Origin of the sequence: Acidovorax delafieldii 2AN, from assembly GCF_000175235.1 — a bacterium.
Lineage (GTDB): Bacteria > Pseudomonadota > Gammaproteobacteria > Burkholderiales > Burkholderiaceae_C > Acidovorax > Acidovorax delafieldii_B.
Map to the genome: position 1 here is coordinate 1 of NZ_ACQT01000039.1, position 23,015 is coordinate 23,015.

Below are 23,015 nucleotides of genomic sequence, written 5' to 3' on the forward strand. Positions count from 1 at the left end.
ATTGGCCGAGGAGTTCGGACGGGCTGATTGGCGCGCTGGTCAGACCCAGGCGCATGGCTGGTGTCATGCCGTCGCGGCCAGCGAGGCAGTAGTTGTAGTAGACCCTGAAGACGGTCAGCAGCTTGCCGATGTTCTCCGGCTGGTAGGCACTGTAGCCGTACCAAGTCCGCCCAGCCCTGCTGGAGGTCGCGACTGGCCGCTCCAGCATGTTCAGGCGCCGGCGCACAGACATGAAGAATCGGTCGATGGCGTGCAGGCTGGCCTTCAGGTGCAACCGGGCCTTGTGGTCCTCGTCCAGGTCCCCGAAGTCGGTGAGGTAGCAGACTGCCTTCTCGGGTTCGGCCTGATTCGGAAACGGGTGCACCGCCCAGCGGTCCGACCACTTGCCAATCGTGGCCGCCGCGGCGAGCTCCCGCTTCATCATCAGCACCTTGACCTGGTGCTCATCGAGCTCCGGGTTCGCATCGCACTCGGCCGCGAACGTGTCTTTCGAGCGGCGGATGACCTTGCGCTTGGCGTCGACCGACAGCTCCTTGCCCAGTCGGACGAAGAACGCGCCGAGCCGGTAGTCGACGCCAGGAGCAGCGCCTGCCTTGGCCCGTCGCGCACACTTCACCGCAACCGCCGGAGGCACGCCGTAATTGGTGCAGCGCGGGTTCTTGCAGAAGTTGACTTGCAGCGGTCGCTTGGCACCGCTAAAGAACGCATATTCCGAGTCCTCCGGAATCCGTGCCTTCGGGGGTGCTGGAGGCGTGATTGGAGATACCAAGAAAACTGCCCCGTAAGTCGTTGAACTTACGGGGCAGTATGCCGAATCAGGCCCCACTTTTCAACAGGTTAAGCGAGGGGCTTGGTCTCGACGGCCTTTTTCTTTGGCCAGTCACTCCCGCCCATTCATTCTCATCACTGCGACGCTGGCTTGGATCGGTGTGTATTTCAAGGCAGAGGCCTGTAACCTATGGGCTCGGCTGGACGAAGCGAGGGCCCCATCCGTTGCGGTGGAGCTGTCTGAAGGGCTCTCGACCCTCGTCCGGCGTGGGGGCCGATTCCGGCGCGCGCCCTCACCCGTTGGCGTGGAGCCGTCTGGAGGTTGGCGCCGGAGCTAGTTGAGAGGAGTCACGTAGCAATGCCGATGGCTTTCACGCGCTGCGGTAAGGTGACCGCTTGCACCGTCGCTGGCCCCCGGCATCGGAGCCGGGGATGTCCTCGCCGGCGGATCTGTTGCGTGCTATCAATTAAATAGCTGTATGCACTTGTATTTCGAGCGCTCCCGGCCAAAACAGTCAAATTTCACCGCGGCCACAGCACCCACAGCCGCAGGTTCTGTTTGAGCCGCCCCGCAATGTCGCCCGCCTCGGGGCCCCAGCCGGTGAAGTAATCGGCACGCACGGCACCCAGGATGGCGCTGCCGGTGTCCTGCGCCAGCACCAGGCGGTTGAGCTGTACCTGGGGGCCGGTGGATGCCAGCCACACCGGCGTGCCGTACGGAATGCTCTGCCGGTCCACGGCAATCGAGCGCCCGGGGGTGAGCGGCACGCCTTGCGCGCCACGGGGGCCGAAGCCCGCGTCCATGCCCACCAAAGGCTCCTCCTTGAAGAAGACGTAGCGTGGGTTGGCCCACATCAGTTCGTTGGTGCGCTGGGGGTTGGCGGCCAGCCAGGCGCGGATGCCGGGCCAGGTGGCGTCGCGGGTGTAGCCCTGGTCGAGCAGCCAGCGGCCAATGCTCTGGTAGGGCTGGTCGTTGGTGCCCGCGTAGGCCACACGCACCATTGATATGGTGCCATCGGCCTCGGTGATGCGCAGACGGCCCGACCCCTGGATGTGCAGCACCATGGATTCGACCGGGTCGCGCAGCCAGGCGATGGCGCGGCCCTGCAGTGCGGCCTGTGCCTCGGGCAGGGTTTCGATCTGCTGGCGCGTGTACCAGGGCTTGCGCGCGCCGTAGCCCGCGGGAAGGCGGTAGATAGGGACCGTGAAGCCGGCGCCGGGCTGCCGGGCCGCGTCCATCATGGGCTCGTAGTAGGCGGTCAGCAGCCCGTCGGGGTTGCCGTCGCTGGCTTCCACGCGGTAGGGCTGCAGGCGCGAGACCATCCACGCGCGTTGCTCATCGCCGGTGGCAATGCTGAGCCGGCGCACTTCGCTGCACAACGCCGTAAAGGGCGCGACGGGCCGCTCGCAGCTTTTGATCCACGAGTTCCAGGCCTCGTGCAGGGCGTCGTCGGAAAAGCCGGGCAACTCCGCCCAGCGCACGGGCACCCAGCGGCTCTTGGGCTGGGCCATGGGCGGTGGCAGGGGGGCGGTATCGCCATCGATCGCCGCGGTGCCAGCAGCGGGCGGCGGCATGGCCCCGGGCCGTGTGGGGCTGGGCGCAGGGGTGGTCGAGCAGGCGGCCAGCGTTCCTACAATCAACGCCGTCATCACGAGGCGCAGGAGTGTCAATTTCATGGGGCTGATTTTGCTTGAAGCGTTGCTGGCGCTGGTGGTACTGGGGCTGATCGTCTGGTGGACCATGTTTGCCGGGCGCAAGCGCGGCGAACTGAAGGGGCCGCCACCCGACCAGGGGCGTGATCGGCACGATGCCTGAAGGCATGGATGCTGCCAGCGAGCACCAGCGGGGGGTGGATTGCGCATTCGTCCTACAGGGCAGGTGTCTCGGGGCGGATGCCGTGGAGTTCCAACGCGCGCACAATGTTGCACCACGATCGGGTTGATCGGCTTTCAACCCTTCCTCTCTTACAAGGAGCCTCGCCATGCGCAAATACCTCATTCCCGGCGTTGCCGCCGTTGTTCTCCTGGCCTCTGGATGTGCCGACATGAGCGACACCCAGCGCCGCACCGCCACCGGGGCGGGTGTGGGCGCGCTCGCAGGAGCCGTGCTGGGGTCTGCCACGGGCGGGCATGCCGGCACGGGCGCTGTGGTGGGCGCGGGCGTAGGGGCCCTGGGTACGTATATCTGGTCGCAGAACATGGAGCGCCAGAAGCGCGAAATGGAACAGGCCACGCGTGGCACGGGCATTGCTGTTTCGCAGACGCAGGACAACCAGCTCAAGCTCGATATTCCAAGCGACATCTCCTTCGCCGTCGGCCGGGCCGACATCCAGCCGAACTTCGCCCCGGTGCTTGACCGCTTCGCCGAAGGGCTGCGCGCCCATCCAGAGACGGATGTGCGCATCGTGGGCCACACCGACAACACCGGCAGCGACGCGGTGAACGATCCGCTTTCGGTCAACCGCGCCTCCAGCACGCGCAATTACCTCATGAACCGGGGGGTGGATGGCCGCCGCATCTCGGTTGAAGGCATGGGCGAGCGCCAACCGATTGCCACCAACGCAACCGCCGAAGGCCGCAGCCGCAACCGGCGGGTGGAGATTTTCGTGGGCGAGCGCTCACGCGGCTGACACCGCTGCAGCGGCCGTTGCTGCAGATGCGACGGCTTTTAAGGTAACTGCCAGCGCAGGGCCTTCAGGGGCCCTTGCGCAGCAAGTTGGCCAGTTCCACCGCTGATTTCACCTGCATCTTGTCAAACACGCGCGAACGGTGCACTTCCACCGTGCGCACGCTGATGTCGAGCTGATCGGCAATCAGTTTGTTGGGCAGGCCCGCCACTACCAGGTCCATCACGTCGCGCTCGCGTTCGGTGAGGTCGTGCAGGCGTTCCTCGAGGCTGCTTCGCTCGCGCAGTTGCTCCAGGTGGGCGGCTGACCGCGCCAGGGCTTTTTCGATGCGGTCAACCAAGGCATTATCCGAAAACGGTTTTTCGTAGAAGTCGAACGCACCGCGCTTGACTGCGTCGACTGCGGTAGGCACATCGGCGTGGCCGGTGAGAAAAATCACGGGCATGCCGGGCAGCTCGCCGCGTGCGAGCAGCAGGTCGAACAGGGCCAGGCCACTCATGCCTGGCATGCGCACATCCAGCAACAGGCAGCAGGGCTGCCGCTGCGCCGAGCGGGCTTGCAGCATCACCTCAAAAGCTTCCGCGCTGTCAAATGACTCGCTGAGCAGGCGGCGCGAGCGCAGCAGCCATGCAAGCGCTTCGCGCACGCCTGCATCGTCGTCCACGATGTACACAAGGGCGTTAGAGACGGGTTCCATCAGGTGAGGGCCGGTTGGCAGACGGGCAGGGTGAAAGTGAATACCGTACCACGCGGCGCGTGGGGCTCGAAGGCGAGAAAACCGCCGTGCTGTTCGACCACCGTGCGGCACATGCTCAGGCCCAGCCCCATGCCTTCGGCGCGGGTGGTGAAGAAGGGGGTGAACAACTGTTGCGCCACTTCGGGCGGAATGCCGCCACCGCCGTCCGTGACCGAAAATTCCAGCCACCCGCTGTAGGCGTTCGATGCGCCGCGGCGCACGCGGATGTCGAGGATGCGCGGATGGATGGCCGGGTCGTCCATGGCCTGCATGGCGTTGCGGGCCAGGTTCAGCAGCACCTGCTCGACCATGGTGCGGTCGCACAGCGTGCGCGGCAGCCCGGGTTCGACCGACGTCTGGACCCGCACGCCCAGCTTGCGGGCCTGCAGACTGATGAGCGGCAGGATGGCATCGAGCAGCTCCTGGGGCGGCACGGCTTCGCGGGTCTGGTCGCGGCGGCGCACGAAGTCGTGCACGCTCTTGATCACCCGGCCGGCGCGCTCGGCCTGGCGGGCAATGTGCTGCACGGCCATGCGCACGTCCTGCAGGTTGGCGGCGCCATCGGCCCCGGGGAGCGCGCTGGATTCCAGCAGGTTCAGCGAACCGGTGGCGTAGCTCGAGATGGCCGCCAGGGGCTGGTTCAGTTCGTGGCTCAGCAGCGACGCCATTTCGCCCACGGTGGCCAAACGCGCGGTGGCTTGCAGGCGCTCCTGCGAAGCCCGGGAGAGTTCTTCAATGCGGCGCTGCTCGCTGATGTCCAAGAACGCGCTCATCCAGCCGGTGTGCAGCCCTTGGGCATTGATCAGGGGGGCTTCGATGATCAGCACAGGAAAACGCGTGCCGTCCTTGCGCATGAACACCGATTCGAAACCATGGCGCGGCGGCAGGTCGCCGGCAAAGCGCGTGGCCTGCCGCTGGCGGTATTCCTCGGCGAGTTCGGGCGGCCAGTAAGGGGCGGCCGTGCTTTGCCCCAGCAGTTCCTGCGGGCTGAATCCCACCATGGCGCAGAACGCCGGATTGACGTAGGTGATGCGGCCTTGCAGGTCGCGTGCGCGCAGGCCCGTGACGAGGGAGTCTTCCATGGCCTTGCGAAAGGCCAGTGCGTCCGCCAGATCCCTTTCGGCGCGCAACCTGCGGCGGTTGTCCCGCACCAGCACCACCATCACGGTGACGAGCGCAATCGACATGGCGGTGACCAGCGCGGTCAGCACATTGGGAAACAGGCTGGGTGCGCCGTGCCAGCTGTCCATGCGCATCACCAGCGCGGTGCCCGGCAGATCGAGCAGGTGCTGCGCCGTGAACATGCGTGAGCCGCGCCGGGCCGCGCCCAGTACCGCCAGGCGGGTGCCATCGGCCTCGGTGAACGAGGCCTCCTGGCTGCGGGTGAGGTTGTGGCCCACCAGATCCACCAGCATCTCCTGCAGCGCGTAGGTGGCCACCACATAGCCGGCGGGCCGGCCCGTGCCGCTGAGCGGCAGGCAGAGTTCCATCATCTCCGAGCCCAGGCCGTCCCCGTGGGGCTGGAAGTAGCTGCTCGAATACGCCGGGCCGCCCAGCCTGCGGGCGTTGGTGCAGGCCAGCGCGGCATCGGAGTGCGAACTCTCGCGGCTGCCGGCGTCCCACGAAACCGGTCGATAAGGGCTCTGAGCATAGGTGCGCAGGCGCAAGTTGGCGTCGCGCCACTCGATGCGCACCAGCTCGCGGCGCTGGCGCAGCAGTTCGGCGGCGTTGATCTCCCAGGCCATGGGGGCCGGGTCGCCCGCTTGCAAGGCCTGCAGACTCTGCACATTGCGCGTGAGTGCACTGCGGACATCCGAAACGGCATCGGCGGTGTCCCGCTCGAGCCGCGACTGCACCTGGCTGGCTTCATAGCGCCCGGCCAGCCACACCAGCGTGACAAGCATGGACGCCACCAGCACCACGAGAAGCGTCCACAGGGACCACCGTCGCCAGGCGCTGCGCCAGCGCTGCCAGGGTGAGCGGGTGCGCGGCGGCGGGGTCACAGGACGCGATGCTCCAGTGCCGGCAGTTGCGCACGCACCTGGCGCACACGGCCTGCATCGAGCTCGGCCAGCACCACACCTGCGCCCTCGGGCAGCGATGCCGCCACGCGTCCCCATGGTTCGACAACCATGCTATGCCCCCAGGTGCGGCGGCCGTTTTCATGCAGTCCGCCCTGCGCGGCGGCCAACACGTAGGACAGGTTCTCCACGGCCCGCGCGCGCAGCAGCAGCTCCCAGTGGGCCTGACCGGTGGTGTGGGTGAAGGCGGCAGGCACCAGCAACAGGTCGGCGCCCGCGCGGGCATGCAGGCGATAGAGCTCAGGAAAGCGCAGGTCGTAGCAGACACTCAGGCCGATGCGCCAGGTATGCCCCGTGCGCGCCTGCAGGTCGAAGTGCATGGGCGCCGAGCCGGCCTCGATCACCCGGCCTTCATCGAAATGCTCACGTCCATTGTCGAAGCGAAAGAGGTGGATCTTGTCGTAGCGCGCCGCGCACTCGCCCGATGGGGCGTAGACCAGCGTGGTGTTGTGAACGCGTTGCGGGTGGGCTGTCTGCAAGGGCAAGGTGCCGCCCACCACCCACATCTGCAATTCGCGCGCCGCGCGGGCGAGAAACGCTTGCACCACTCCTTCGCCTGCGGCCTCGCGCAGTGCCAGCTTGTCGGTGTCGCGCATCCCCATGGCGCAGAAGTATTCGGGCAACACGGCCAGTTCGGCACCTGCGCGGGCGGCCTGTTCAAGCAGGCCCCGCGCCACCGCGAGGTTGGCCTCGCGCTGCGTGCCCGAAACCATCTGCAGGGCGGCGACTTTCATGGCGACTCTCCTGCGGGCGGGGCTGGCGTCTCGCGCCCTTCTGCCGCGCCCGCAGGGGCGGGCACGTTGTCCGGTTCGCGGCCGCGCCGCGGGATACGCACGATGTGCGGGTCTGTCCAGGTACCGTCCACCTTGAACTCCTGGGTGGCGGCCGCGATCAGGGGGCCGCGCAGAAACACCTGCGCCAGAAAGCTGCCCAGCCCGATGACCGGATTGATGGCAGTCGCCACCAGCGACGCAGTGAGGGCGTTGATCTCAGGGACGACCACCACGTGCAGGTCTTGTGTCTCGTGGTCGATATCGGCGCGCCCTTCCATGAGCACGGCCGCGTTCACACCCTTCATCTGCAGATTGTTGGTGATGGCCACGCCCTGCTCGATACGCACATCGCCCCGCACGAAGTCGAACGCGAAGCCCTCGCTGAACACGTCACGGAAGTCCAGCGTCAGCCGTCGAGGCAGCGATTGCAGGCTCAGCACGCCGAGCAGTTTGGCTATGCCAGGGTCAGCCTTGAGGAACTGGCCTGACTCGACATTCAGCTTGATCTGCCCGGTCATTGAGCGGTAGTCGGGGCTCATGGGGGCACCGATCCATGCCACCTGCCCTTCCATGCGCCCCTTGCCCCGGCGCACCACGTTGTCCATGCCAAAGCGTGCCAGCAGTTCGCCCGAATCGCGGATGTCGAGCTGGAAATTCATCACGGTGCGTCGGTGCTGGGCCCGGTCGCTGCCCGCCATCACCGCCCAGTTGCCGCTGCCCGTGAAGCTTGCCTCGGGCGCCAGGATGTTGAACTTGCTCAGCCGCCATTCGCGCTGGGCGGTGTCGCCGCCGCGGTTCTGGGCCTCGATCTCCACGCGCCCCAGCTTGCGGCCGCGCAACTCGAAGTCGTCCACCACGATGTCCAGCGCCGGCAGCGTGCCCGGCTGTTCTTCAAGCATCGTCTCGAACTGCGTGGCTGCGCTTTGCGGCAGCTTCAGGCGTGCGAGGCGGGCATACACACGCCCCGTCGCGTTGTCGCGGGGCCCGGCCTGCCGGTATTCGACATAACCGTCGAGCTCATCCGCATCCAGGTTGGCCCGCCAGGTGGAGCCTTCGCGCGAGCCCCCCATCAGTACGTTGTGCAGTGTGCGGCCTTGCGTGGTCAGCGCCTGCGCGCGCACCGCGAGGGTGGTTGGCAGGTAGTCCTGGGCCAGCGGGGTTGACGGGGCAGCACCGGCGGTGGGGCCGCCCGTGGCCACCGTTGCGCCGGTGTTCGTGGCCTGGCCCAGCACTTTTTCCCAGGCGTCCACGTCGATCTGTGTGGCGTTGATGTTCGCAGCCACTCCTTCAGCGGGCAGCGGCACGGTTTCTCCCCCTGCCAACCCGATACCGATAGCGCCGCGCAGCACGCGGGTCTGGGCGCCCTGCGTTTCGCGCAGGTAGCGGGCCGACCCCAGGGAGCCGAAATCGAGCGTGATCTGCTCGCGCAGCGGCGGCGGTGCCGCGCCCGCAGGAACGGCGGCCAGGGACTCGCGCGCAAGCTGGGTCTCGAAACGCACGGGCAGCGCGGCATCGGCCGTCTTGCCAAGCGGAGCCGGCAGCCCGAGTGCCAGGCCCTGCAAGCTGGTGGTCACCTGGATTTCGGGCGCGCCCCTGCGAAAGGCCAGCGCCAACGCATAGGTGGTGCTGCCTGTGGCGCTGCGCGCCAGTTGCGACAGCATGCCCAGCTGCCGCGCTTGCTGCAGCCCCTCAGCGGTGGCCGTGCCCTGTGCCCGCACCTGCACGGCGGCCTCGGTGGGGGCCGCGTTCGGTGGCAGTGCCCGCATGCCGCCTTCCAGGCGCAGGTCGCCGCCCAGCGCACGTGCCTGTATTCCGCTCACGGAAAACCCCGTGTCACTGAACTGCACGGTGCCACGCGCGCGCGCGAGGGGCGGGGTTTCTGGTGTGATGTGCACGTCGTTGCCCGCCAGCGCCACGCTGCCCTGCACTTTCGACTTCTGGATGTCGCTGATCGGCAGGCTCAGTCGCAGTTGCAGATCGGCATTGCCGGTGCCGCTGGCCTGGTCGAGGGCGTGGCCGGTCATGCGGGCCAGGGGCGACGTGCGCATGATGCTCAACAGTTCGGGCAGGGGGCCGCGAGCGTCGGCATGCACGGCCACCACGGTATGGCCCAGATCGGGAATCTGCGCATCGACTTTTGCCAGCCGCACGCCGGGTGTGCCCGCGAAGCTGCCGGTGGCGCCGCGCACCTGCATCGAAGAGCGTTCGAAAATCAGCTCACCCCCCAGTTGCGTGAGGGCCGGCCAGGGCAGCGCGTCGGCCGGTTGCAGCCGGGGAGGGACGTAGGCGTACACCACGTCCTTGACACGTGCGGCAATGCGGAACTCTCCCTGGCGTGGGTCGTTGAAGGGGATGTCGAGCAGATCGCCCTTTACGCGAAACTGGACGTTGCTTGCGCTGCCGGCCTGGATGGCATCGCGCACATAGTGGCGCGAGTCGGCGGGAATACTCAGGGGAAGGTAGCGGTGCACCCGCGTGCCATCGGCCCGGCTCAGCGTGCCCGAGAGATCCATCACGCCGGGGAAGCGGGAAAACCGGGGGGCCTGGCGGGCGTCGCTGGTGTGCCAGGTGGCGCGCAACTCGCCCTGCGCGTCGGCATTGGCAAATCGCACATTGCTGGCGTTGACGGAGATGCGCTCTCCGTCCACCTGCCAGCGCATCTCTGCGCTGAGTTGGTCGAGCGGCAGCACAGGGTCTTCGAAGACTCCCGGCAGGACCAGCGCGCCCGAGGCAATGGCTAGGCTCGCCTTGCCGCCGCTGTGCGTCATGTCGATGTCCACATTAGCACCCCGAAGCCCGGGCACGGAGTTGCCTGCCTCCCGGTCCCGTCCGGCCAATGCGAGGCCCTGCACCTTGCCGCGCACCTGGTATTGCTGCAATGCGTCGAGCGGGCCGCGCCACGTGGCGTACACGTCGTTCACGAGACCTTCGGGGGTGTATGTCTGCAAAGCGGTGTGCGCGGTGGGCCCGAGGGGCAGGCGGCTGCCGATCTGCGCCAGTGCGGCGAGGTCGAGCCGGTCTGCCCGCAACTCGCCCTGGGCGGGCGCCTTCCCTGCGGCGCCCGTGTATTGCAGGCGCAGATTGCCTCCTGGCCACACGAGGCCATCGTCGGCAACGAATTGCAGCCCCTGGGTGTAGAACTCGAAACCACCTTCCAGCCGCCGCCCCCCCAGCCGTCCTTCGATGGACGGCAGCGTCAGCGGCTGGAGCTGGGGCCCCAATGTGGCGTTGACGTCGGTCAGCGCCAGGTCGGCCGTGCCGCCGACGATCTGCCCACGCTGCACGTCGGCCCAGGCGCGCAGAGCGCCTCTTCCTTGCGCGACCTCGACCCCCACGTCCGCATGGTGGCGCAGCCGTGAAACATCCACCCGCGTGAAATCGGCGAAGAGCTGGCCGCTCCAGTGCTGCCAGTTGCCATCGTTGGCGCGCAGCAGCGGAGCGCGGAATCTTCCCGTCAGCGTGAAACGGTCGCCCCAGGCTGACGGGGGCGTGGCGGCAATGCGCATGTTGTGCTGCCAGCTGCCGTTGCGCAGCAGCACATCGACGTTTTCCAGCGCCAGTTCTGGGGCGCCGCGCTGCTCGTCGGTCCAGCGCAGCGTGCCACCGCGGATGACGACCTCGCCTTGCGAAAACAGCCAGTCCGCCGCAGCGTTGTTGTTGCCAGCGCTCTCGGAGAAAGTGAGGCCTGCCACCACGATGCGCCCGTCCGCCTGTCTGCGGATGTCAAGGTCGGGGTGCTCGATGTAGAGCTGTTCGAAACCCCAATGCAGCAGCGAGCGCGGCGATGGCGCCACAACCACACGTGGCAGCTGCAGCGCGGGACGGCCTTGGGCGTCCAGTAGCGCCACTCCAAGCAGCTCGAAGGAGGGAATCAGCCCCTCGGACCGCGCCGTGATGGAGCCGATGCGCACCGGTACCCCCAGCGCCCGTGCGGCCTGGGCTTCGAGTTGCGGGCGAAACTCGCCAATACGCGGCACAATCCAGCCATGCAACGCCCCCCAGGCGGCGGTCAGCAGCAGCCATAGAGCCAGCATGCAACCCAGTGACCACCGCGCGAACCCTGCGACGAAGCGCAGCAGGGGTGTGGGGCGGTTTGATGGATCGATCATTGGTGGGCTTGAATGTGGCAGGAATTATGACCCGCGACCGAACGGTGGGTTCAGTGAAAACCGGTGTCCTTATGTATGCGGCCGCACGCAGCGCACTCCCTTATGATGATGAAGCCCGTTGAGCCCACAGACGGCATGGGTGCCCTGCCGGCCGGCCTAGCCGACTACTCTCGCTTCTTCCAGCGCCTGCACCGCCGTTACGCACAAGACTTGGCCCTTTTGCCGCCGGGGGCGCCAGTGCGCGAAGCCATGGCCCAGGCGTTCGCTGCCCTGCAGGCGAGGGGCTGTGACACGGGCACCGCCCTGCGCGTGCTGCGCCAGCTGGTCATGGAGCGGCTGATACGGCTCGATTGCGAGGCGGGCGCGCCGCTGGTCGATATCACCCGCGCGGTCACCGAACTGGCCGAGTTCGCTCTCGACCAAGCGTGCTTGCAGGCCCGCCGCGAACTCGATGGGCGCCACGGCGCGCCGCTGGGGGCCGACGGACAGGCCGTGCCGCTCTGGGTGATCGGCATGGGCAAGCTGGGTGCGCGCGAACTCAATGTATCGAGCGACATTGACCTCATCTACGTTTATGCGCAGGATGGCGAAACGGCCGGCAACCCCGATGGGCGCGGCCGCATCACTAACCACGAGTACTTCGCCCACGCGGTGAAGATCATCTACAGCCTGGTGGGCGACACGACCGAGCATGGCTTTGTCTTCCGGGTGGACCTGGCCTTGAGGCCCAATGGCAATTCCGGCCCGGCCGCAGTGTCGTTGGCGGCCTTGGAAGAGTACCTTCAGGTGCAGGGGAGGGAATGGGAGCGGTTTGCCTGGCTCAAGAGCCGGGTGGTGGCGCCGCGTGACTGCATCGGCGGTGCGCAGGTGCTGGCGCTGCGCAGCGTCGTGCTGCCGTTCGTGTTCCGCCGCTACCTGGACTACAGCGTGTTCGACGCGCTGCGCACCCTGCACCGGCAGATCCGCGAACACGCTGCCCGGCGCAGTGCCGGGCACCCCGAGCGCGCCAATGATGTCAAGCTCTCGCGCGGCGGCATCCGCGAAATCGAATTCACCGTGCAGCTGCTCCAGGTGGTGCGCGGCGGGCAATTCCCCGAGTTGCGCCGCCGCCCCACGCTGGATGCACTGCAACGGCTGGCGCAGGCAGGCCTCATGCCCCGGGAGACGGCTGAGGCGCTGGCGCGGGCGTATGTGTTTTTGCGCCGCGTCGAACACCGCATCCAGTACCTCGATGACCAGCAGACCCACGTGCTGCCCGCACGGGACGACGACCTGGCCTGGATTGCGCAGACCATGGGCTACACCGACTGCTGCGGGTTTCTGCATGAGCTCGATGCCCACCGCGAACTGGTGGCCCAGGAATTCGACACGCTTCTGGGGGGGAGCGGCAAGAAGGAATGCAATGGTGGTGGCTGCGGCGGCCCGCGCGCGGGTGCCACCCCGCCGCCAGAACTCGAAGGCCTGCTTGAGCAGTTGCCTGCTGGCTTTCGCGAGCGCGTGGCCGAGTGGCGTACCCATCCCCGGGTGAGCGCATTGCGCGACGAGGCCCGCGCGCGCCTGTTCCGGCTGATCCAGCGCACCGCGCAGTGGCTCGCAGAAGGGCGCGTCAGCAGCGAAGCGGCAGTTCGCCTGGTCAACTGGCTCGAGCCCCTGCTGCGGCGCGAGAGTTATCTGGCCCTGCTGCTCGAGCGCCCTTCGGTGCATGAGCAACTGTTGCACCTGTTGGGCGCCGCTCGTTGGCCAGCGCGCTACCTGCTCCAGCACCCTGGGGTGATCGATGAACTGGTGGGCGACGCGCTGCTGGCCGAACGCTTCGTGGTGGCCGATTTTGAACGTGAGCTGGCCCTGCGGCTGGCCTCGCTGCAGTCCACCGGCGAAGACGATGACGAAACCCTTCTGAATCTGCTGCGCCGCGCTCAGCATGCCGAGACGTTCCGCACACTTGCGCGGGATGTGGAGCACCGCATCACCGTTGAGCAGGTGGCGGACGATCTGAGCGCCCTGGCCGACAGCGTGCTGCGTGTTTCCGCACAGTGGTGCTGGAGCCGGCTCAAGAACAGGCACCGCGAAACACCGCAGTTCGCCATCATCGGCTATGGCAAATTGGGCGGCAAGGAACTGGGCTATGGCAGCGATCTCGACATCGTGTTTGTCTTCGACGATGAGGATGAGCGGGCGCCGGAAATCTATGCCGCGTTCGTGCGCAAGCTCATCAACTGGCTTACGGTGAAGACGGGCGAAGGCGACCTGTACGAAATCGACACCGCATTGCGGCCCAACGGCAATTCCGGGCTGCTGGTGACCAGTTTCGATGCTTACGCGAAATACCAACAGCAGCGCGGCAGCAACACCGCCTGGACATGGGAGCACCAGGCCATGACGCGTGCGCGCTTCGTCCTGGGCAGTGAGGCCCTGCATGCCCGTTTTGACGCCGTGCGCGAGGCCGTCATCACCGCCGAGCGCGACCCCGTGTCGCTGCGCGAGGAAATCGTGACCATGCGCGAGCGTGTGCGTGCGGCCCATGCCACGCGCGACGGGCAGTTCGATGTGAAGCACAGCCCGGGCGGCATGGTGGATGCCGAGTTCGCGGTGCAGTACCTCGTGCTGGCGCATTCGGGCCGCCACCCCGAGCTGGTCGGCAATGTGGGCAACATCGCCCTGCTGCAGCGTGCAGAGCAAGTCGGGCTGCTGCCTGCTGGCGTGGGGCATGCCGCCGCCGATGCCTATCGTGAGCTGCGCCGGGTGCAGCACCGGGCGCGCCTGGACGAGGTCCCCACCGAGGTCACGCCGCCTGCGCTGCAGGCCGAACGGGATGCCGTGCTGACCCTCTGGCGCGCGGTGTTTGGTGAGGCGCCCGTTCGCACGGTCACCTGAGTCGCCCGATGCGGATCTTGGTCGTGCAGGTGACTGCGCCTGTGCGGGCCTTGTCGCGATGGCCCGAGTCGACCGTAGCCCCGTAGCCCCGTAGCCAGCATTTTCGGGACTGCTGCCCGCACAGATTCATCCTGCCCACCGGCGTCCCGGTTGCACTGTGCCAGGCGAGGAACTGCGCGGCCCGTCGCCGAAGGCTGCCCTCTTTTGGCGCCTGCCCCGCAGCATCGGCCGCGCAAAACGCGCGTCAACAGCGCGGCGTACGGCTCGGGCAGATCGCTTGCCCAGCGGGCCGAACAGGCACGCATTGACCGGGTTTGTCCGCCCTTACGGACACTGCAATCGTTAGATAATGTAACGAGACCCATGAATCTTGTTGCCCTCAACATCGAATCCATCCAGTTGGGCCACCCGCTGCCTTTTGTGCTGCGTGGCGCCGATGGAGCGTTGCTGGCGCAAAAAGGCTATGTGGTTCGCACGCGCGCCGAACTGGACGTGATGGTTTCGCGGGGGCTGCAACTCTGCGTCGACACCGATGAATCGGGTGACAGCCACCGCGCCTACCTGGCCCAGCTGCAAAAAATGCTGCTGTCCGATACGTCCCTGGGTCAGATCGCCTCGATGAAGATCCAGGCAGGGGCGCCGGCCGGACGGGCGCGTGGGGCCAAGGAGGTGGCGCAATGGCCGGAGTTGCAGCTGCGTGCCACGCAGCTCCTGCGTTCGCCTTCTGCCGGCGACTTCGATGGGCGGTTCCAGGCGCTGCATGCCGAACTCGCGCGTTCCTGCGAACAGGTGCCCGATGCCACGCTGCTGGCGCTGATCTATCTCTCGGCCCAGGAAACGCATATGTACAGCGCCACGCATGCGATGCTGGTGAGCTGCGTTTGCATGATCGTGGCCCGCGAGATGCTGCGCTGGCCGGCGGCACGGGTACAGCAGCTGGGCCAGGCGGCGCTCACCATGAACATCGCGATGACCGAGCTGCAGGACCAGCTCGCCCAGCAGTCGCTCCCGCTCACGGCAGCCCAGATCGCCGCCGTGGAAAACCATGCCAGCCGGTCGGCGCAGATGTTGCGCCAACTGGGCGTGGCCGACCCGGTATGGCTGGAGGCGGTGCAGTGCCACCACCACCGCACCCCGGGGCCGTTCGCAAAAAAATCCGAGGCGCAGCAGATGGCGCGCCTTCTCCAGCGTGCCGACATCTTTGGCGCTCGGCTGGCGCCACGCCTTGCCCGCGCGCCCATGCCCGTCACCGCCGCCATGCAGGCCAGCTACTACGACGAAGAGCACCAGGTGGACGAGGCAGGCGCTGCCTTGGTCAAGACGCTGGGCGTCTATCCACCCGGGGCCTTTGTGCGGCTTGCCACCCAGGAAGTCGCCGTGGTGCTCCGGCGCGGCTCCACGGCCACAACGCCGCGTGTGGCCGTGGTGATGAACCGTGATGGCATGCCCACCGGCGAGTTGATCCCGCGCGACACCTCGCAGCCCGCATGGAAGATTGCCTCGGTGGTGGCGTTCCGCGATGTGCGTGTCAAGCTGTCCCTCGAGCGGCTGTTGCCCCTGGTGTAGCTGCCGCTCGGCGTGGCATGCCGTGCAACCCCTGCACAGAACAGGGATGAGTGCTTTGATGACAATGGTGCCAGCCTCCAGGAGATGACCATGATGCTGTCGATATCCCGCCCAGGTCCTTGGGCCATGTTGCGCGCGGCTGCCTGGGCAGCACTTTTCACCACCTGCACGGCGGTGCATGCCGGGGATGCACCGCCGTGCCCGGCCACGCTGCAGCACACCTTCGATAGGTTACAAGATGAAAAGCCCCAATCACTTTGCCAGTACAGCGGCAAGGTGGTGCTGATCGTGAACACGGCCAGCTATTGTGGCTTCACAGGCCAGTACAAAGGCCTTGAAGACCTCTATGCACGCTACAAGGACAAGGGGCTGGTGGTGCTGGGCTTTCCATCCAACGACTTTGCACAAGAGAGCGGTAGCAACCAGCAGATTGCGGACTTCTGCGAGAACACTTTTGGCGTGAAATTTCCGATGTTCGCCAAGAGCAGCGTCACGGGCGCGCAGGCCTCTCCGCTGTACCGCCAACTGGCCCAGCTGGCGGGTGGCGCACCGCGCTGGAATTTCCATAAATACTTGCTGGGGCGCGACGGCCGCTTGGTCGGCAGCTATTCCAGCCGCACGGCGCCAGACAATCCTTCGGTGGTCCGCGCCATTGAGCAGCAACTTGCGGTTTCGGCCGGCCACTGACCCCATGAACTGGTTACTTCTTTCGTAACTTTTTCACATGAGGGTCTGGAACTTTGCCGAAACTCCCCCACTCTGTTCAATGCAAGGGTGCTCAGCGCGCCTTCTACCAGTTTGACGTTGCGAAGCCTTTCGGTCCTCCGGGTTCCGACTGACCTCCTGAAGCGCTTCTCCTCCCTCCCTCTCTTATTCGTTTCGGGACGCTTCGCAACTCTTTTCTTCCGGAGACCGGCCTGGAGGGGAGTCGGTCATCCATTTCTCATTTTTTTGAAGCTCTTCGGCATCGCGCCAATTGCCCTTGCTGTTGCCTTGGATGGCGGTCTGCTTCGTGCATGAGATGTGGCGGTCTCTGCGGGCGCGTGGGAATGGGTGCCGCACGGCTCTCGGGCAATGATTGCGGCATAAAAAACCGGCACGGCCGGTTTCTTGAGATGTCCTTGCCGGCAATCAGGCAGGGCGGGTGTCCGCGAAGCTTGGGCGCTGCATGAGCTTGTCGAGCAGCCGGCCCAGGTTGGGGTGCTCGCTGCGCCAGCCGATCTGGGGAAAACGGAACTCCAGCCAGCCCAGTGCGCATCCCACGGCGATGTCCGACAGGCTCAGGTGAATGCCGCTGCAATAGGGCTTGTCGCCCAGGCCCTGGCTCATGGACTTGAGGCTGTCGTTCACCTTGCGCAGCTGGCGGTCAATCCAGGCCTGGCTGCGCTCGCTGTCCTGGCGGCCGGCCCAGGTGGCTTCGAGGCGCGCGAGGATGGCAGCATCCACAAGTCCATCGGCCAAGGCTTCCCAGGTCTTGACCTCGGCGCGCTCGCGTCCTTGGGCGGGGATGAGCTTGCCCACGGGCGAGAGCGTGTCGAGGTATTCCACGATCACCCGCGAATCAAATACCGCCTCACCGCCCTCCATCACCAGACAGGGCACCTTGCCCAGCGGGTTGGAGCGTGTGATGGTGGTGTCATCGGCCCACACGTTCTCCTGCACAAACTGGTAGTCGAGCTTTTTTTCTGCCATCACGATGCGCACCTTGCGCACGTAGGGGCTGGCGGAGGCTCCGATCAATTTCATGTTTTTTCCAGTGCGCGGGGTGGGCTGATCCATACGCGATTGATTCTATCGGCAGCGGCCCGCCCGCCGCCGACCGTGGTGCGCAGCCTACAATCTCGCGCCATGAGCCTGTCCACCATCACTGCCCTGTCGCCGCTCGACGGCCGCTATGCCCCCAAACTTGCCGCGCTGCGGCCCATCATGAGCGAACACGGCTACATGCACCGTCGCGTTCAGGTGGAGGTGGCGTGGTTCATTGCGCTGTCGGATGCCGGTTTTGCCGAATTCAAGCCGCTCACCACCGGTGCGCGCGCCTACCTGCTGAGCCTGGTCAAGAATTTCTCCGAAGCCGATTCCGCTGCCATCAAGGAGATCGAGAAGACCACCAACCACGATGTGAAAGCCGTGGAATACTGGATCAAGAGCAAGTTCGAGGCCCGTCCCGAGTTGGAAAAAGCCTCGGAGTTCGTGCACTTTGCCTGCACCAGCGAAGACATCAACAACACCAGCCATGCGCTGCAGCTGCGCGCGGGCCGCGATCAAGTCGTGCTGCCGGGCCTGGACCGCATCATCCTCAAGCTGCGCGAAATGGCGCATGCCTATGCCGACGTGCCCATGCTCAGCCGCACGCACGGGCAGACGGCCAGCCCCACCACCGTGGGCAAGGAAATGGCCAACGTACTCGTGCGCCTGCAAGCCGCCAGCGCGCGCATTGCCGCCGTCAAGATCCTGGGCAAGATGAACGGGGCCGTGGGCAACTACAATGCCCACCTGGCCGCCTGGCCCGAGTTTGACTGGGAGACCTTCAGCAAGAGGGTCATCGAAACGCCCGAGCCCCTGGGCCTGGGCCTCACGTTCCAGCCCTACAGCATCCAGATCGAGCCGCACGACTACATGGCCGAGCTGTTCGACGCCGTGGCGCGCGCCAACACCATCCTCATCGACCTGTCGCGCGACATCTGGGGCTACGTGAGCCTGGGTTACTTCAAGCAGCGCCTGAAGGCCGGCGAGATTGGCTCGTCCACCATGCCGCACAAGGTCAACCCCATCGACTTCGAGAACGCCGAAGGCAACCTGGGCCTGGCCAACGCGCTGCTCAAGCACTTGAGCGAAAAGCTGCCCATCAGCCGCTGGCAGCGCGACCTGACCGACAGCACCGTGCTGCGCAACATCGGCGTGGCCCTGGGGTACGCCGCCCTGGCGCACTCGTCGCTGCTGACTGGCCTGAACAAGCTGGAGCTCAACGAGGAGGCCCTGTCCCAGGACCTCGACGCCTCATGGGAAGTGCTGGCAGAGCCCATCCAGACGGTGATGCGCCGCTATGGCGTGCAGGGCGCCTACGAGAAGCTCAAGGAAGTCACGCGCGGCAAGACCGTGACGGCCGAGGCGTTGCACGGCCTGATCCGCTCGCTGGAGATTCCAGAGGCCGAGAAGGATCGTCTGCTGGCCATGACGCCCGCGAGCTACGTGGGCAAGGCCGCCGAACTGGCGCGCCGCGCCTGATTAGACAAGCGCGCACCGTGCACGAAGTGGCCAACCGCAGCAACAATTTTGACGCATTGCGGCTGACTGCGGCCCTGCTAGTCATCTGGGGCCATCAATTCGCGATCATGGGAAAGCCGGTGCCACTGTTTTGGCACAACGAGCCGGGGGCTATCGGCGTCGTGCTGTTTTTTGCGATCAGCGGTTACCTGGTGACTCTCTCATGGCTGGCAGATCCGAATCTGCTGCGCTTTGCAGCACGGCGTGCGTTACGTATTTGGCCGGGGCTGGCCGCTGCGGTGGTTCTTGGCGCCGCCGTGCTCGGCCCTCTGGTCAGCACATTGCCGTCTGCTGAATATTGGGGCCATCCGCTGACACGGCAGTATGTCGCCAACCTGTGGTTGGATACACGTTATGCCCTGCCTGGGGTGTTTGACGGCAATCCATTCCCATCGTCGGTCAATGGTCCGCTTTGGACCATCCCGCTGGAAGTCACATGTTATGCGGCTCTCGCGCTGCTGGGCATGCTTGGCCTGGTAGAACGGCGTACCTTTGCACCACTCCTTTTGCTTGCCTTGGCCGCGGTGCTGCAATGGCGCTACAGTCCTGCGTCTGGCGAACCGATGCCCGCATGGTCCCCGCTGCTGCAGTACGCCATGATGTTTGCCGTCGGTGCCAGTCTGGCATGCTGGCGCAGCGTGTGGTTGCCGCAACGCATGCTGACAGCGGGAGGGCTGGTGCTCTTGCTGCTCTTGCTTTATTTTGCCGGCCCGACGGTCATCGGGGGGCAGGCCCCGTTGTTGATCATCGCTACCGTGGGCGTGATCTGGGGAACGGCTTCGACGCCCGTGCTGCGGCAGGCCGGAAGATGGGGCGATTTTTCGTACGGTCTCTACATCTACGCTTTTCCGGTGCAACAGACCGTCACATGGACCTTTGGCAGCCACATGGGTTTTGCGGTAACAACTGGGTTGAGCATTTCGGGTACTCTGGTTCTCGCCGCCCTGTCGTGGCATTTGCTGGAGAGGCCGTTCTTAGGGTTCAAGCCGCGCCGAGAATCCGCCCCAGTATCGATGGCTACGGCCTGAGTCGCTGGCAGCAGCCTCCCCCTTTCTTCATTTCTGGGTCCCATGGCCATCAAATCCACCATCTTCAAGGCGAGCCTGGCGATCGCCGACATCGATCACGGCTACTACGCCGACCACGCGCTGACGCTGGCAAGGCATCCCAGCGAGACCGACGAGCGCATGATGGTGCGGCTGGCGGCGCTCGCCATCCAGGCGCACCAGCTCAACGATCTGTGCAACGGCGATGGCACGCTGGCGTTTGGCGCCGGCCTGTCTGATCCGGACGACCCCGACGCGTCGCTGACCGATTTCACCGGACGCAAGCGGGTGTGGATCGAGGTGGGGCAACCCGAGGACAAGCCCCTCACCAAGGCCTGCAGCAAGGCCGACGCAGTGGTCGTCTACTGCTTCCATCATGCGGCCGAGGTGTGGTGGAAGGGCATCGAAGGCAAGCTCTCACGGCTGGACAAGCTGCAGGTGTGGCGCATTCCCGCCGAGGCATCGCAGCAGCTTGCTGGGCTGGCCGAGCGCAGCATGCAGCTGCAGGCCACGCTGCAAGAGGGCTCGCTCACGCTCAGCAGCCAGCTGGGCAGCGTGCACGTGGAGCCGGTTCGCTGGAAGTGACGCGGTCATCGGGGCCGGAACCTGGCGCTGATTTGTGCTCGGTTCTCAGCCCGCCGTTCCCGAGGATCAGACGCGCGGCATCAGGGCGCCGCACTGCCAGCATTGCTCGAAGCCGCCTTCCACCAGCTCGCCGCAGCGGCATCTCCAGTGGCGCTGCGGCAGGTCGCGCAGGTCCTGTAACAGCGCCCGGGCGCGTTCGGCGTGCTCTTCGTGCGCGAGCCAGATCTCGGGCAGGCACTGGTCCGGGGGCAGGTGCCCGGCCGCAGCGCCCAGGTACTGCCGCTGCACCGAGGCGCGCATGCCCGCTTCGCACAGCAGATCGGCCCACAGCGTGGCAATGGCGATGTTTGGGGCCTGGGTGAGACGCAGCATGGCCCCACCATAGCGCGTCGCCGGCGGCGCGTACAGGGGGCGGAGCCCAGGAGCAGGATCTGCGCGGGTCGCGGGCTGCCCGGCGACGGCGGCCAGTGTTCGCGGCCCCTCAGCGCACGGGCACTGCCGCGACGGGCGGGGCGCTTTCGGGTGCGCCCCCGAGGGCGTCAGCAGGGCCTTCGGTGGCACGCTCGGCGTAGCGGTTGAAGCGCCACGCGGTGTGGTCGAGGGTGATGCGCCGCCACACGGTCCGCTTTTCGGCGGGGGACATGGCCGGCCAGAACTGCACTTCGTCAAAGCTGCGCCCACAGCCCTTGCACACGTCGTCGCCCTGGCTGGTGGAGCAGATGGCAATGCACGGCGTGTCGGGCGTGGTGTCGTACCAGGCCAGCCAGGCCGCATGCGCCTGGGGGGGCAGCTGCTGCTCGTCGGTCGCGTCCTCGTGGCGGAACACCATGCGCGCATACACCTCGGCAAGCGCGCTGATTGGAGGGGCCAAGGCGGCTTCCATGGTGGCCGGGGCCCGCGCGCGCCAGTGGTTGATGGCGGCTTCGATGTCGGTGATGTGGATGTCGGCCATGGCGTGCGGCGGAGGGGCGTGGATCATAGCTGCACCGGCCTTGCAGGCTTGCTTTTCAGGCGAACGGCCCCAGGGGGTGCGGGGTGACTGCCAATGCTAAATCACTCCTTTTTTGATAGCTGATGGCGCTTGTGAATTGAGCGCTACAGGCTGATTTGGCTTGAATCAAGGGGTTTGCCGTAGTCGCGCTGCGCTTGCGTGCCTGCTGGCGCCTGTGGTTCAATCGCGGCTTCGAAGGGGAGTAGCTCCCCGCCCCGTACGCAGTGCACGAGTGGTCGTGCTGCGATGCCGGGGCATCGGCAAGTCGTCAGTACGAAGCACCGCTTCCGGCTTGTCGGGCACGTTCCAGCTGACCCGCCCCTGGCGCGGGCCAGTGCGCCGAGCAAGACCTTCGATTGGACCCCGCTGCAGGTCTGGTCGAAGCGCGCTCGCAACCCCCGTCGGGGGCCGGGCCTGTGGGTCATCTCTTCTGCAGCGGGTTGTTGAATTGCATACCAACATACAACTCGGAACCTGCCCATGGATATGTTTTCCACCCAATGGCTGACGGCGCTGCTGGCCATTATTCTGATCGACCTCGTACTGGCCGGCGACAACGCCATCGTGATCGCGCTGGCTGCGCGCAGTCTGCCCAAGCACCTGCAGAAAAAAGCCATCGTCTGGGGCACCGTGGGTGCCATTGTCGTGCGCTCGGCCATGACGGTGGTGGTGGTCTGGCTGCTGAAGATTCCCGGCCTCATGCTCATCGGTGGCCTGGGCCTTTTGTGGATCGCCTACAAGCTGCTGGCGGAAGACGGTGGCGAGGATGAGCATGGCAGCCCCGCGGCCACCACGTTCTGGGGCGCGATGAAGACCATCGTGATCGCCGACGCCCTGATGGGCATCGACAACGTGCTGGGCGTGGCCGGTGCAGCGCAGGGCGCGTTTGACCTGGTCATCATCGGCCTGCTGATCAGCGTGCCCATCGTCGTGTTTGGCAGCACCATGGTGCTCAAGCTCGTGGAGCGCTTTCCCATCATCATCCAGTTCGGCGCGGCCGTGCTGGCGTTCACCGCCGGCAAGATGATCGTCAATGAAAAGTTTCTGTCCGGTGTCTTCAAAGGCCCCGAGATGGTTCACCAGGTGGCGTACTGGGGCCTGATCGCGCTGGTCATCGTGGGCGTGCTGGTGGCGGGCTGGTTGCACAACCGCCGCAAGCCGGCGGCGGCACCGGCTGCGGTGTCGGAGGTGGGCCAATGACGACGGTACGGCCGACACCCGCCGCTGCCGAAGCATCGACAAAGGTGTCTGCGGTGCCTGTCATCGTCTATGTGGACGATGCCGACCAGGCGCGCCAGTTGCTCGCGCCGCTGCGCGCGGGCGCCGGCCCATCGGGCACGCACTGGGTGCTGGTGGCCTGCGCGCCTCGCATGACGCACCGCATCAGTAAATGGGTCAGCCATCGTGCGCGCGAAAGCTGGCGCGACAAATGGGCGGACAAACTTTTCGCCGGGCTGGTGCCCTGGCTGCGGGCCGACGGCAGTGGCGTGACCACCGTGCTGGCCAAGGGCCCATTGGGTGAGCTGTCCGGGCAACTGCAGGCGCAGTTCGGCGCCGCCCGCGTGGTTGATGCGCGCCGGCCGCGGATCGAG

General features: G+C 66.2%; 18 protein-coding genes and 1 pseudogene. 10 read left to right on the forward strand and 9 right to left on the reverse strand.

Going from position 1 to position 23,015, the window contains the following annotated elements:
- Positions 1-769: pseudogene (locus tag ACDELDRAFT_RS07965) on the reverse strand (hypothetical protein); the annotation flags it as partial.
- 521 nt (positions 770-1,290) lie between these two features.
- The gene (gene mltA, locus ACDELDRAFT_RS07970; protein WP_005795337.1) at positions 1,291-2,511 is read right to left on the reverse strand and encodes a murein transglycosylase A; all 1,221 of its coding nucleotides are present in this window, start codon (positions 2,509-2,511) and stop codon (positions 1,291-1,293) included.
- On the opposite strand from mltA, the gene ACDELDRAFT_RS25350 reads away from it, so the two are divergent.
- Together ACDELDRAFT_RS25350 and ACDELDRAFT_RS07975 are read left to right on the forward strand one after the other, a co-directional pair.
- Positions 2,444-2,584, forward strand: coding sequence for a hypothetical protein (locus ACDELDRAFT_RS25350; RefSeq protein ID WP_198403229.1), 141 nt, complete (start codon positions 2,444-2,446; stop codon positions 2,582-2,584). The two genes, mltA and ACDELDRAFT_RS25350, sit on opposite strands and share 68 nt — an antisense overlap.
- A gap of 166 nt (positions 2,585-2,750) precedes the next feature.
- Complete coding sequence (locus ACDELDRAFT_RS07975; protein WP_005795338.1) at positions 2,751-3,398, forward strand: OmpA family protein; 648 nt, start codon at positions 2,751-2,753, stop codon at positions 3,396-3,398.
- A 64-nt stretch (positions 3,399-3,462) separates the two neighbouring features.
- Here the strand turns inward: ACDELDRAFT_RS07975 and ACDELDRAFT_RS07980 are convergent, their stop codons facing one another.
- The 4 genes from ACDELDRAFT_RS07980 to ACDELDRAFT_RS07995 form a co-directional block, all read right to left on the reverse strand.
- Positions 3,463-4,092 (reverse strand): response regulator transcription factor, encoded by a 630-nt coding sequence (locus ACDELDRAFT_RS07980; protein ID WP_005795340.1) that lies wholly within the window; start codon positions 4,090-4,092, stop codon positions 3,463-3,465.
- The gene (locus tag ACDELDRAFT_RS07985) at positions 4,092-6,035 is read right to left on the reverse strand and encodes a two-component system sensor histidine kinase NtrB (RefSeq protein WP_420042318.1); all 1,944 of its coding nucleotides are present in this window, start codon (positions 6,033-6,035) and stop codon (positions 4,092-4,094) included. The genes ACDELDRAFT_RS07980 and ACDELDRAFT_RS07985 overlap by 1 nt, the downstream gene beginning before the upstream one ends.
- Before the next feature lie 95 nt (positions 6,036-6,130).
- The gene (locus ACDELDRAFT_RS25610) at positions 6,131-6,946 is read right to left on the reverse strand and encodes a carbon-nitrogen hydrolase family protein (protein ID WP_005795344.1); all 816 of its coding nucleotides are present in this window, start codon (positions 6,944-6,946) and stop codon (positions 6,131-6,133) included.
- The gene (locus tag ACDELDRAFT_RS07995) at positions 6,943-11,094 is read right to left on the reverse strand and encodes a YhdP family protein (protein ID WP_005795346.1); all 4,152 of its coding nucleotides are present in this window, start codon (positions 11,092-11,094) and stop codon (positions 6,943-6,945) included. The genes ACDELDRAFT_RS25610 and ACDELDRAFT_RS07995 overlap by 4 nt, the downstream gene beginning before the upstream one ends.
- A 102-nt stretch (positions 11,095-11,196) precedes the next feature.
- On the opposite strand from ACDELDRAFT_RS07995, the gene glnE reads away from it, so the two are divergent.
- From glnE to ACDELDRAFT_RS08010, 3 genes are all read left to right on the forward strand, one after another.
- Positions 11,197-13,968, forward strand: a complete 2,772-nt coding sequence (gene glnE, locus ACDELDRAFT_RS08000; RefSeq protein WP_005795348.1) for a bifunctional [glutamate--ammonia ligase]-adenylyl-L-tyrosine phosphorylase/[glutamate--ammonia-ligase] adenylyltransferase — start codon at positions 11,197-11,199, stop codon at positions 13,966-13,968.
- 363 nt (positions 13,969-14,331) lie between these two features.
- Positions 14,332-15,534 (forward strand): HD-GYP domain-containing protein, encoded by a 1,203-nt coding sequence (locus tag ACDELDRAFT_RS08005; protein WP_005795351.1) that lies wholly within the window; start codon positions 14,332-14,334, stop codon positions 15,532-15,534.
- Positions 15,535-15,624: 90 nt separating this feature from the next.
- Positions 15,625-16,221, forward strand: coding sequence for a glutathione peroxidase (locus ACDELDRAFT_RS08010; protein WP_005795353.1), 597 nt, complete (start codon positions 15,625-15,627; stop codon positions 16,219-16,221).
- A gap of 444 nt (positions 16,222-16,665) precedes the next feature.
- Here the strand turns inward: ACDELDRAFT_RS08010 and ACDELDRAFT_RS08015 are convergent, their stop codons facing one another.
- On the reverse strand, positions 16,666-17,280 hold the full coding sequence (locus ACDELDRAFT_RS08015) for a glutathione S-transferase N-terminal domain-containing protein (protein ID WP_005795355.1): 615 nt from the start codon (positions 17,278-17,280) through the stop codon (positions 16,666-16,668).
- A 102-nt stretch (positions 17,281-17,382) separates the two neighbouring features.
- On the opposite strand from ACDELDRAFT_RS08015, the gene purB reads away from it, so the two are divergent.
- Genes purB through ACDELDRAFT_RS08030 form a run of 3 tightly spaced genes read left to right on the forward strand, consistent with a single transcriptional unit; the run spans position 17,383 to position 20,432 of the window.
- Positions 17,383-18,762 (forward strand): adenylosuccinate lyase, encoded by a 1,380-nt coding sequence (purB, locus tag ACDELDRAFT_RS08020; RefSeq protein ID WP_005795357.1) that lies wholly within the window; start codon positions 17,383-17,385, stop codon positions 18,760-18,762.
- 17 nt (positions 18,763-18,779) lie between these two features.
- Positions 18,780-19,829 carry an acyltransferase family protein gene (locus ACDELDRAFT_RS08025; protein WP_005795359.1) on the forward strand — a complete coding sequence of 350 codons (1,050 nt, stop codon included), beginning with the start codon at positions 18,780-18,782 and terminating at the stop codon, positions 19,827-19,829.
- Between the two features lie 42 nt (positions 19,830-19,871).
- Positions 19,872-20,432 carry a YaeQ family protein gene (locus tag ACDELDRAFT_RS08030; protein WP_005795361.1) on the forward strand — a complete coding sequence of 187 codons (561 nt, stop codon included), beginning with the start codon at positions 19,872-19,874 and terminating at the stop codon, positions 20,430-20,432.
- Positions 20,433-20,498: 66 nt separating this feature from the next.
- On the opposite strand, the gene ACDELDRAFT_RS08035 is transcribed toward ACDELDRAFT_RS08030, so the two are convergent.
- Positions 20,499-20,804 (reverse strand): putative signal transducing protein, encoded by a 306-nt coding sequence (locus ACDELDRAFT_RS08035; protein WP_005795363.1) that lies wholly within the window; start codon positions 20,802-20,804, stop codon positions 20,499-20,501.
- Positions 20,805-20,913: 109 nt separating this feature from the next.
- Positions 20,914-21,384 carry a DUF3717 domain-containing protein gene (locus ACDELDRAFT_RS08040; protein ID WP_040328482.1) on the reverse strand — a complete coding sequence of 157 codons (471 nt, stop codon included), beginning with the start codon at positions 21,382-21,384 and terminating at the stop codon, positions 20,914-20,916.
- Positions 21,385-21,903: 519 nt separating this feature from the next.
- Between ACDELDRAFT_RS08040 and ACDELDRAFT_RS08045 the strand changes: the two genes are divergently transcribed.
- Positions 21,904-22,623 carry a TerC family protein gene (locus ACDELDRAFT_RS08045; protein WP_005795367.1) on the forward strand — a complete coding sequence of 240 codons (720 nt, stop codon included), beginning with the start codon at positions 21,904-21,906 and terminating at the stop codon, positions 22,621-22,623.
- Positions 22,620-23,015: hypothetical protein (locus tag ACDELDRAFT_RS08050; protein WP_005795368.1), on the forward strand; the 396-nt coding region annotated here is incomplete at its 3' end. The genes ACDELDRAFT_RS08045 and ACDELDRAFT_RS08050, both read left to right, overlap by 4 nt.

Coding starts and splice junctions, on each gene's coding strand:
- ACDELDRAFT_RS07985 (WP_420042318.1), bottom strand. CDS start 6,035: ATGCTTGTCACGCTGGTGTGGCTGGCCGGGCGCTATGAAGCCAGCCAG.
- glnE (WP_005795348.1), top strand. CDS start 11,197: ATGATGATGAAGCCCGTTGAGCCCACAGACGGCATGGGTGCCCTGCCG.
- ACDELDRAFT_RS07995 (WP_005795346.1), bottom strand. CDS start 11,094: ATGATCGATCCATCAAACCGCCCCACACCCCTGCTGCGCTTCGTCGCA.
- ACDELDRAFT_RS08035 (WP_005795363.1), bottom strand. CDS start 20,804: ATGCTGCGTCTCACCCAGGCCCCAAACATCGCCATTGCCACGCTGTGG.
- mltA (WP_005795337.1), bottom strand. CDS start 2,511: ATGGTCCACCAGACGATCAGCCCCAGTACCACCAGCGCCAGCAACGCT.
- ACDELDRAFT_RS08005 (WP_005795351.1), top strand. CDS start 14,332: ATGAATCTTGTTGCCCTCAACATCGAATCCATCCAGTTGGGCCACCCG.
- purB (WP_005795357.1), top strand. CDS start 17,383: ATGAGCCTGTCCACCATCACTGCCCTGTCGCCGCTCGACGGCCGCTAT.
- ACDELDRAFT_RS08040 (WP_040328482.1), bottom strand. CDS start 21,384: ATGGCCGACATCCACATCACCGACATCGAAGCCGCCATCAACCACTGG.
- ACDELDRAFT_RS07980 (WP_005795340.1), bottom strand. CDS start 4,092: ATGGAACCCGTCTCTAACGCCCTTGTGTACATCGTGGACGACGATGCA.
- ACDELDRAFT_RS08030 (WP_005795361.1), top strand. CDS start 19,872: ATGGCCATCAAATCCACCATCTTCAAGGCGAGCCTGGCGATCGCCGAC.
- ACDELDRAFT_RS08045 (WP_005795367.1), top strand. CDS start 21,904: ATGGATATGTTTTCCACCCAATGGCTGACGGCGCTGCTGGCCATTATT.
- ACDELDRAFT_RS08010 (WP_005795353.1), top strand. CDS start 15,625: ATGATGCTGTCGATATCCCGCCCAGGTCCTTGGGCCATGTTGCGCGCG.
- ACDELDRAFT_RS08015 (WP_005795355.1), bottom strand. CDS start 17,280: ATGAAATTGATCGGAGCCTCCGCCAGCCCCTACGTGCGCAAGGTGCGC.
- ACDELDRAFT_RS25610 (WP_005795344.1), bottom strand. CDS start 6,946: ATGAAAGTCGCCGCCCTGCAGATGGTTTCGGGCACGCAGCGCGAGGCC.
- ACDELDRAFT_RS07975 (WP_005795338.1), top strand. CDS start 2,751: ATGCGCAAATACCTCATTCCCGGCGTTGCCGCCGTTGTTCTCCTGGCC.
- ACDELDRAFT_RS25350 (WP_198403229.1), top strand. CDS start 2,444: ATGGGGCTGATTTTGCTTGAAGCGTTGCTGGCGCTGGTGGTACTGGGG.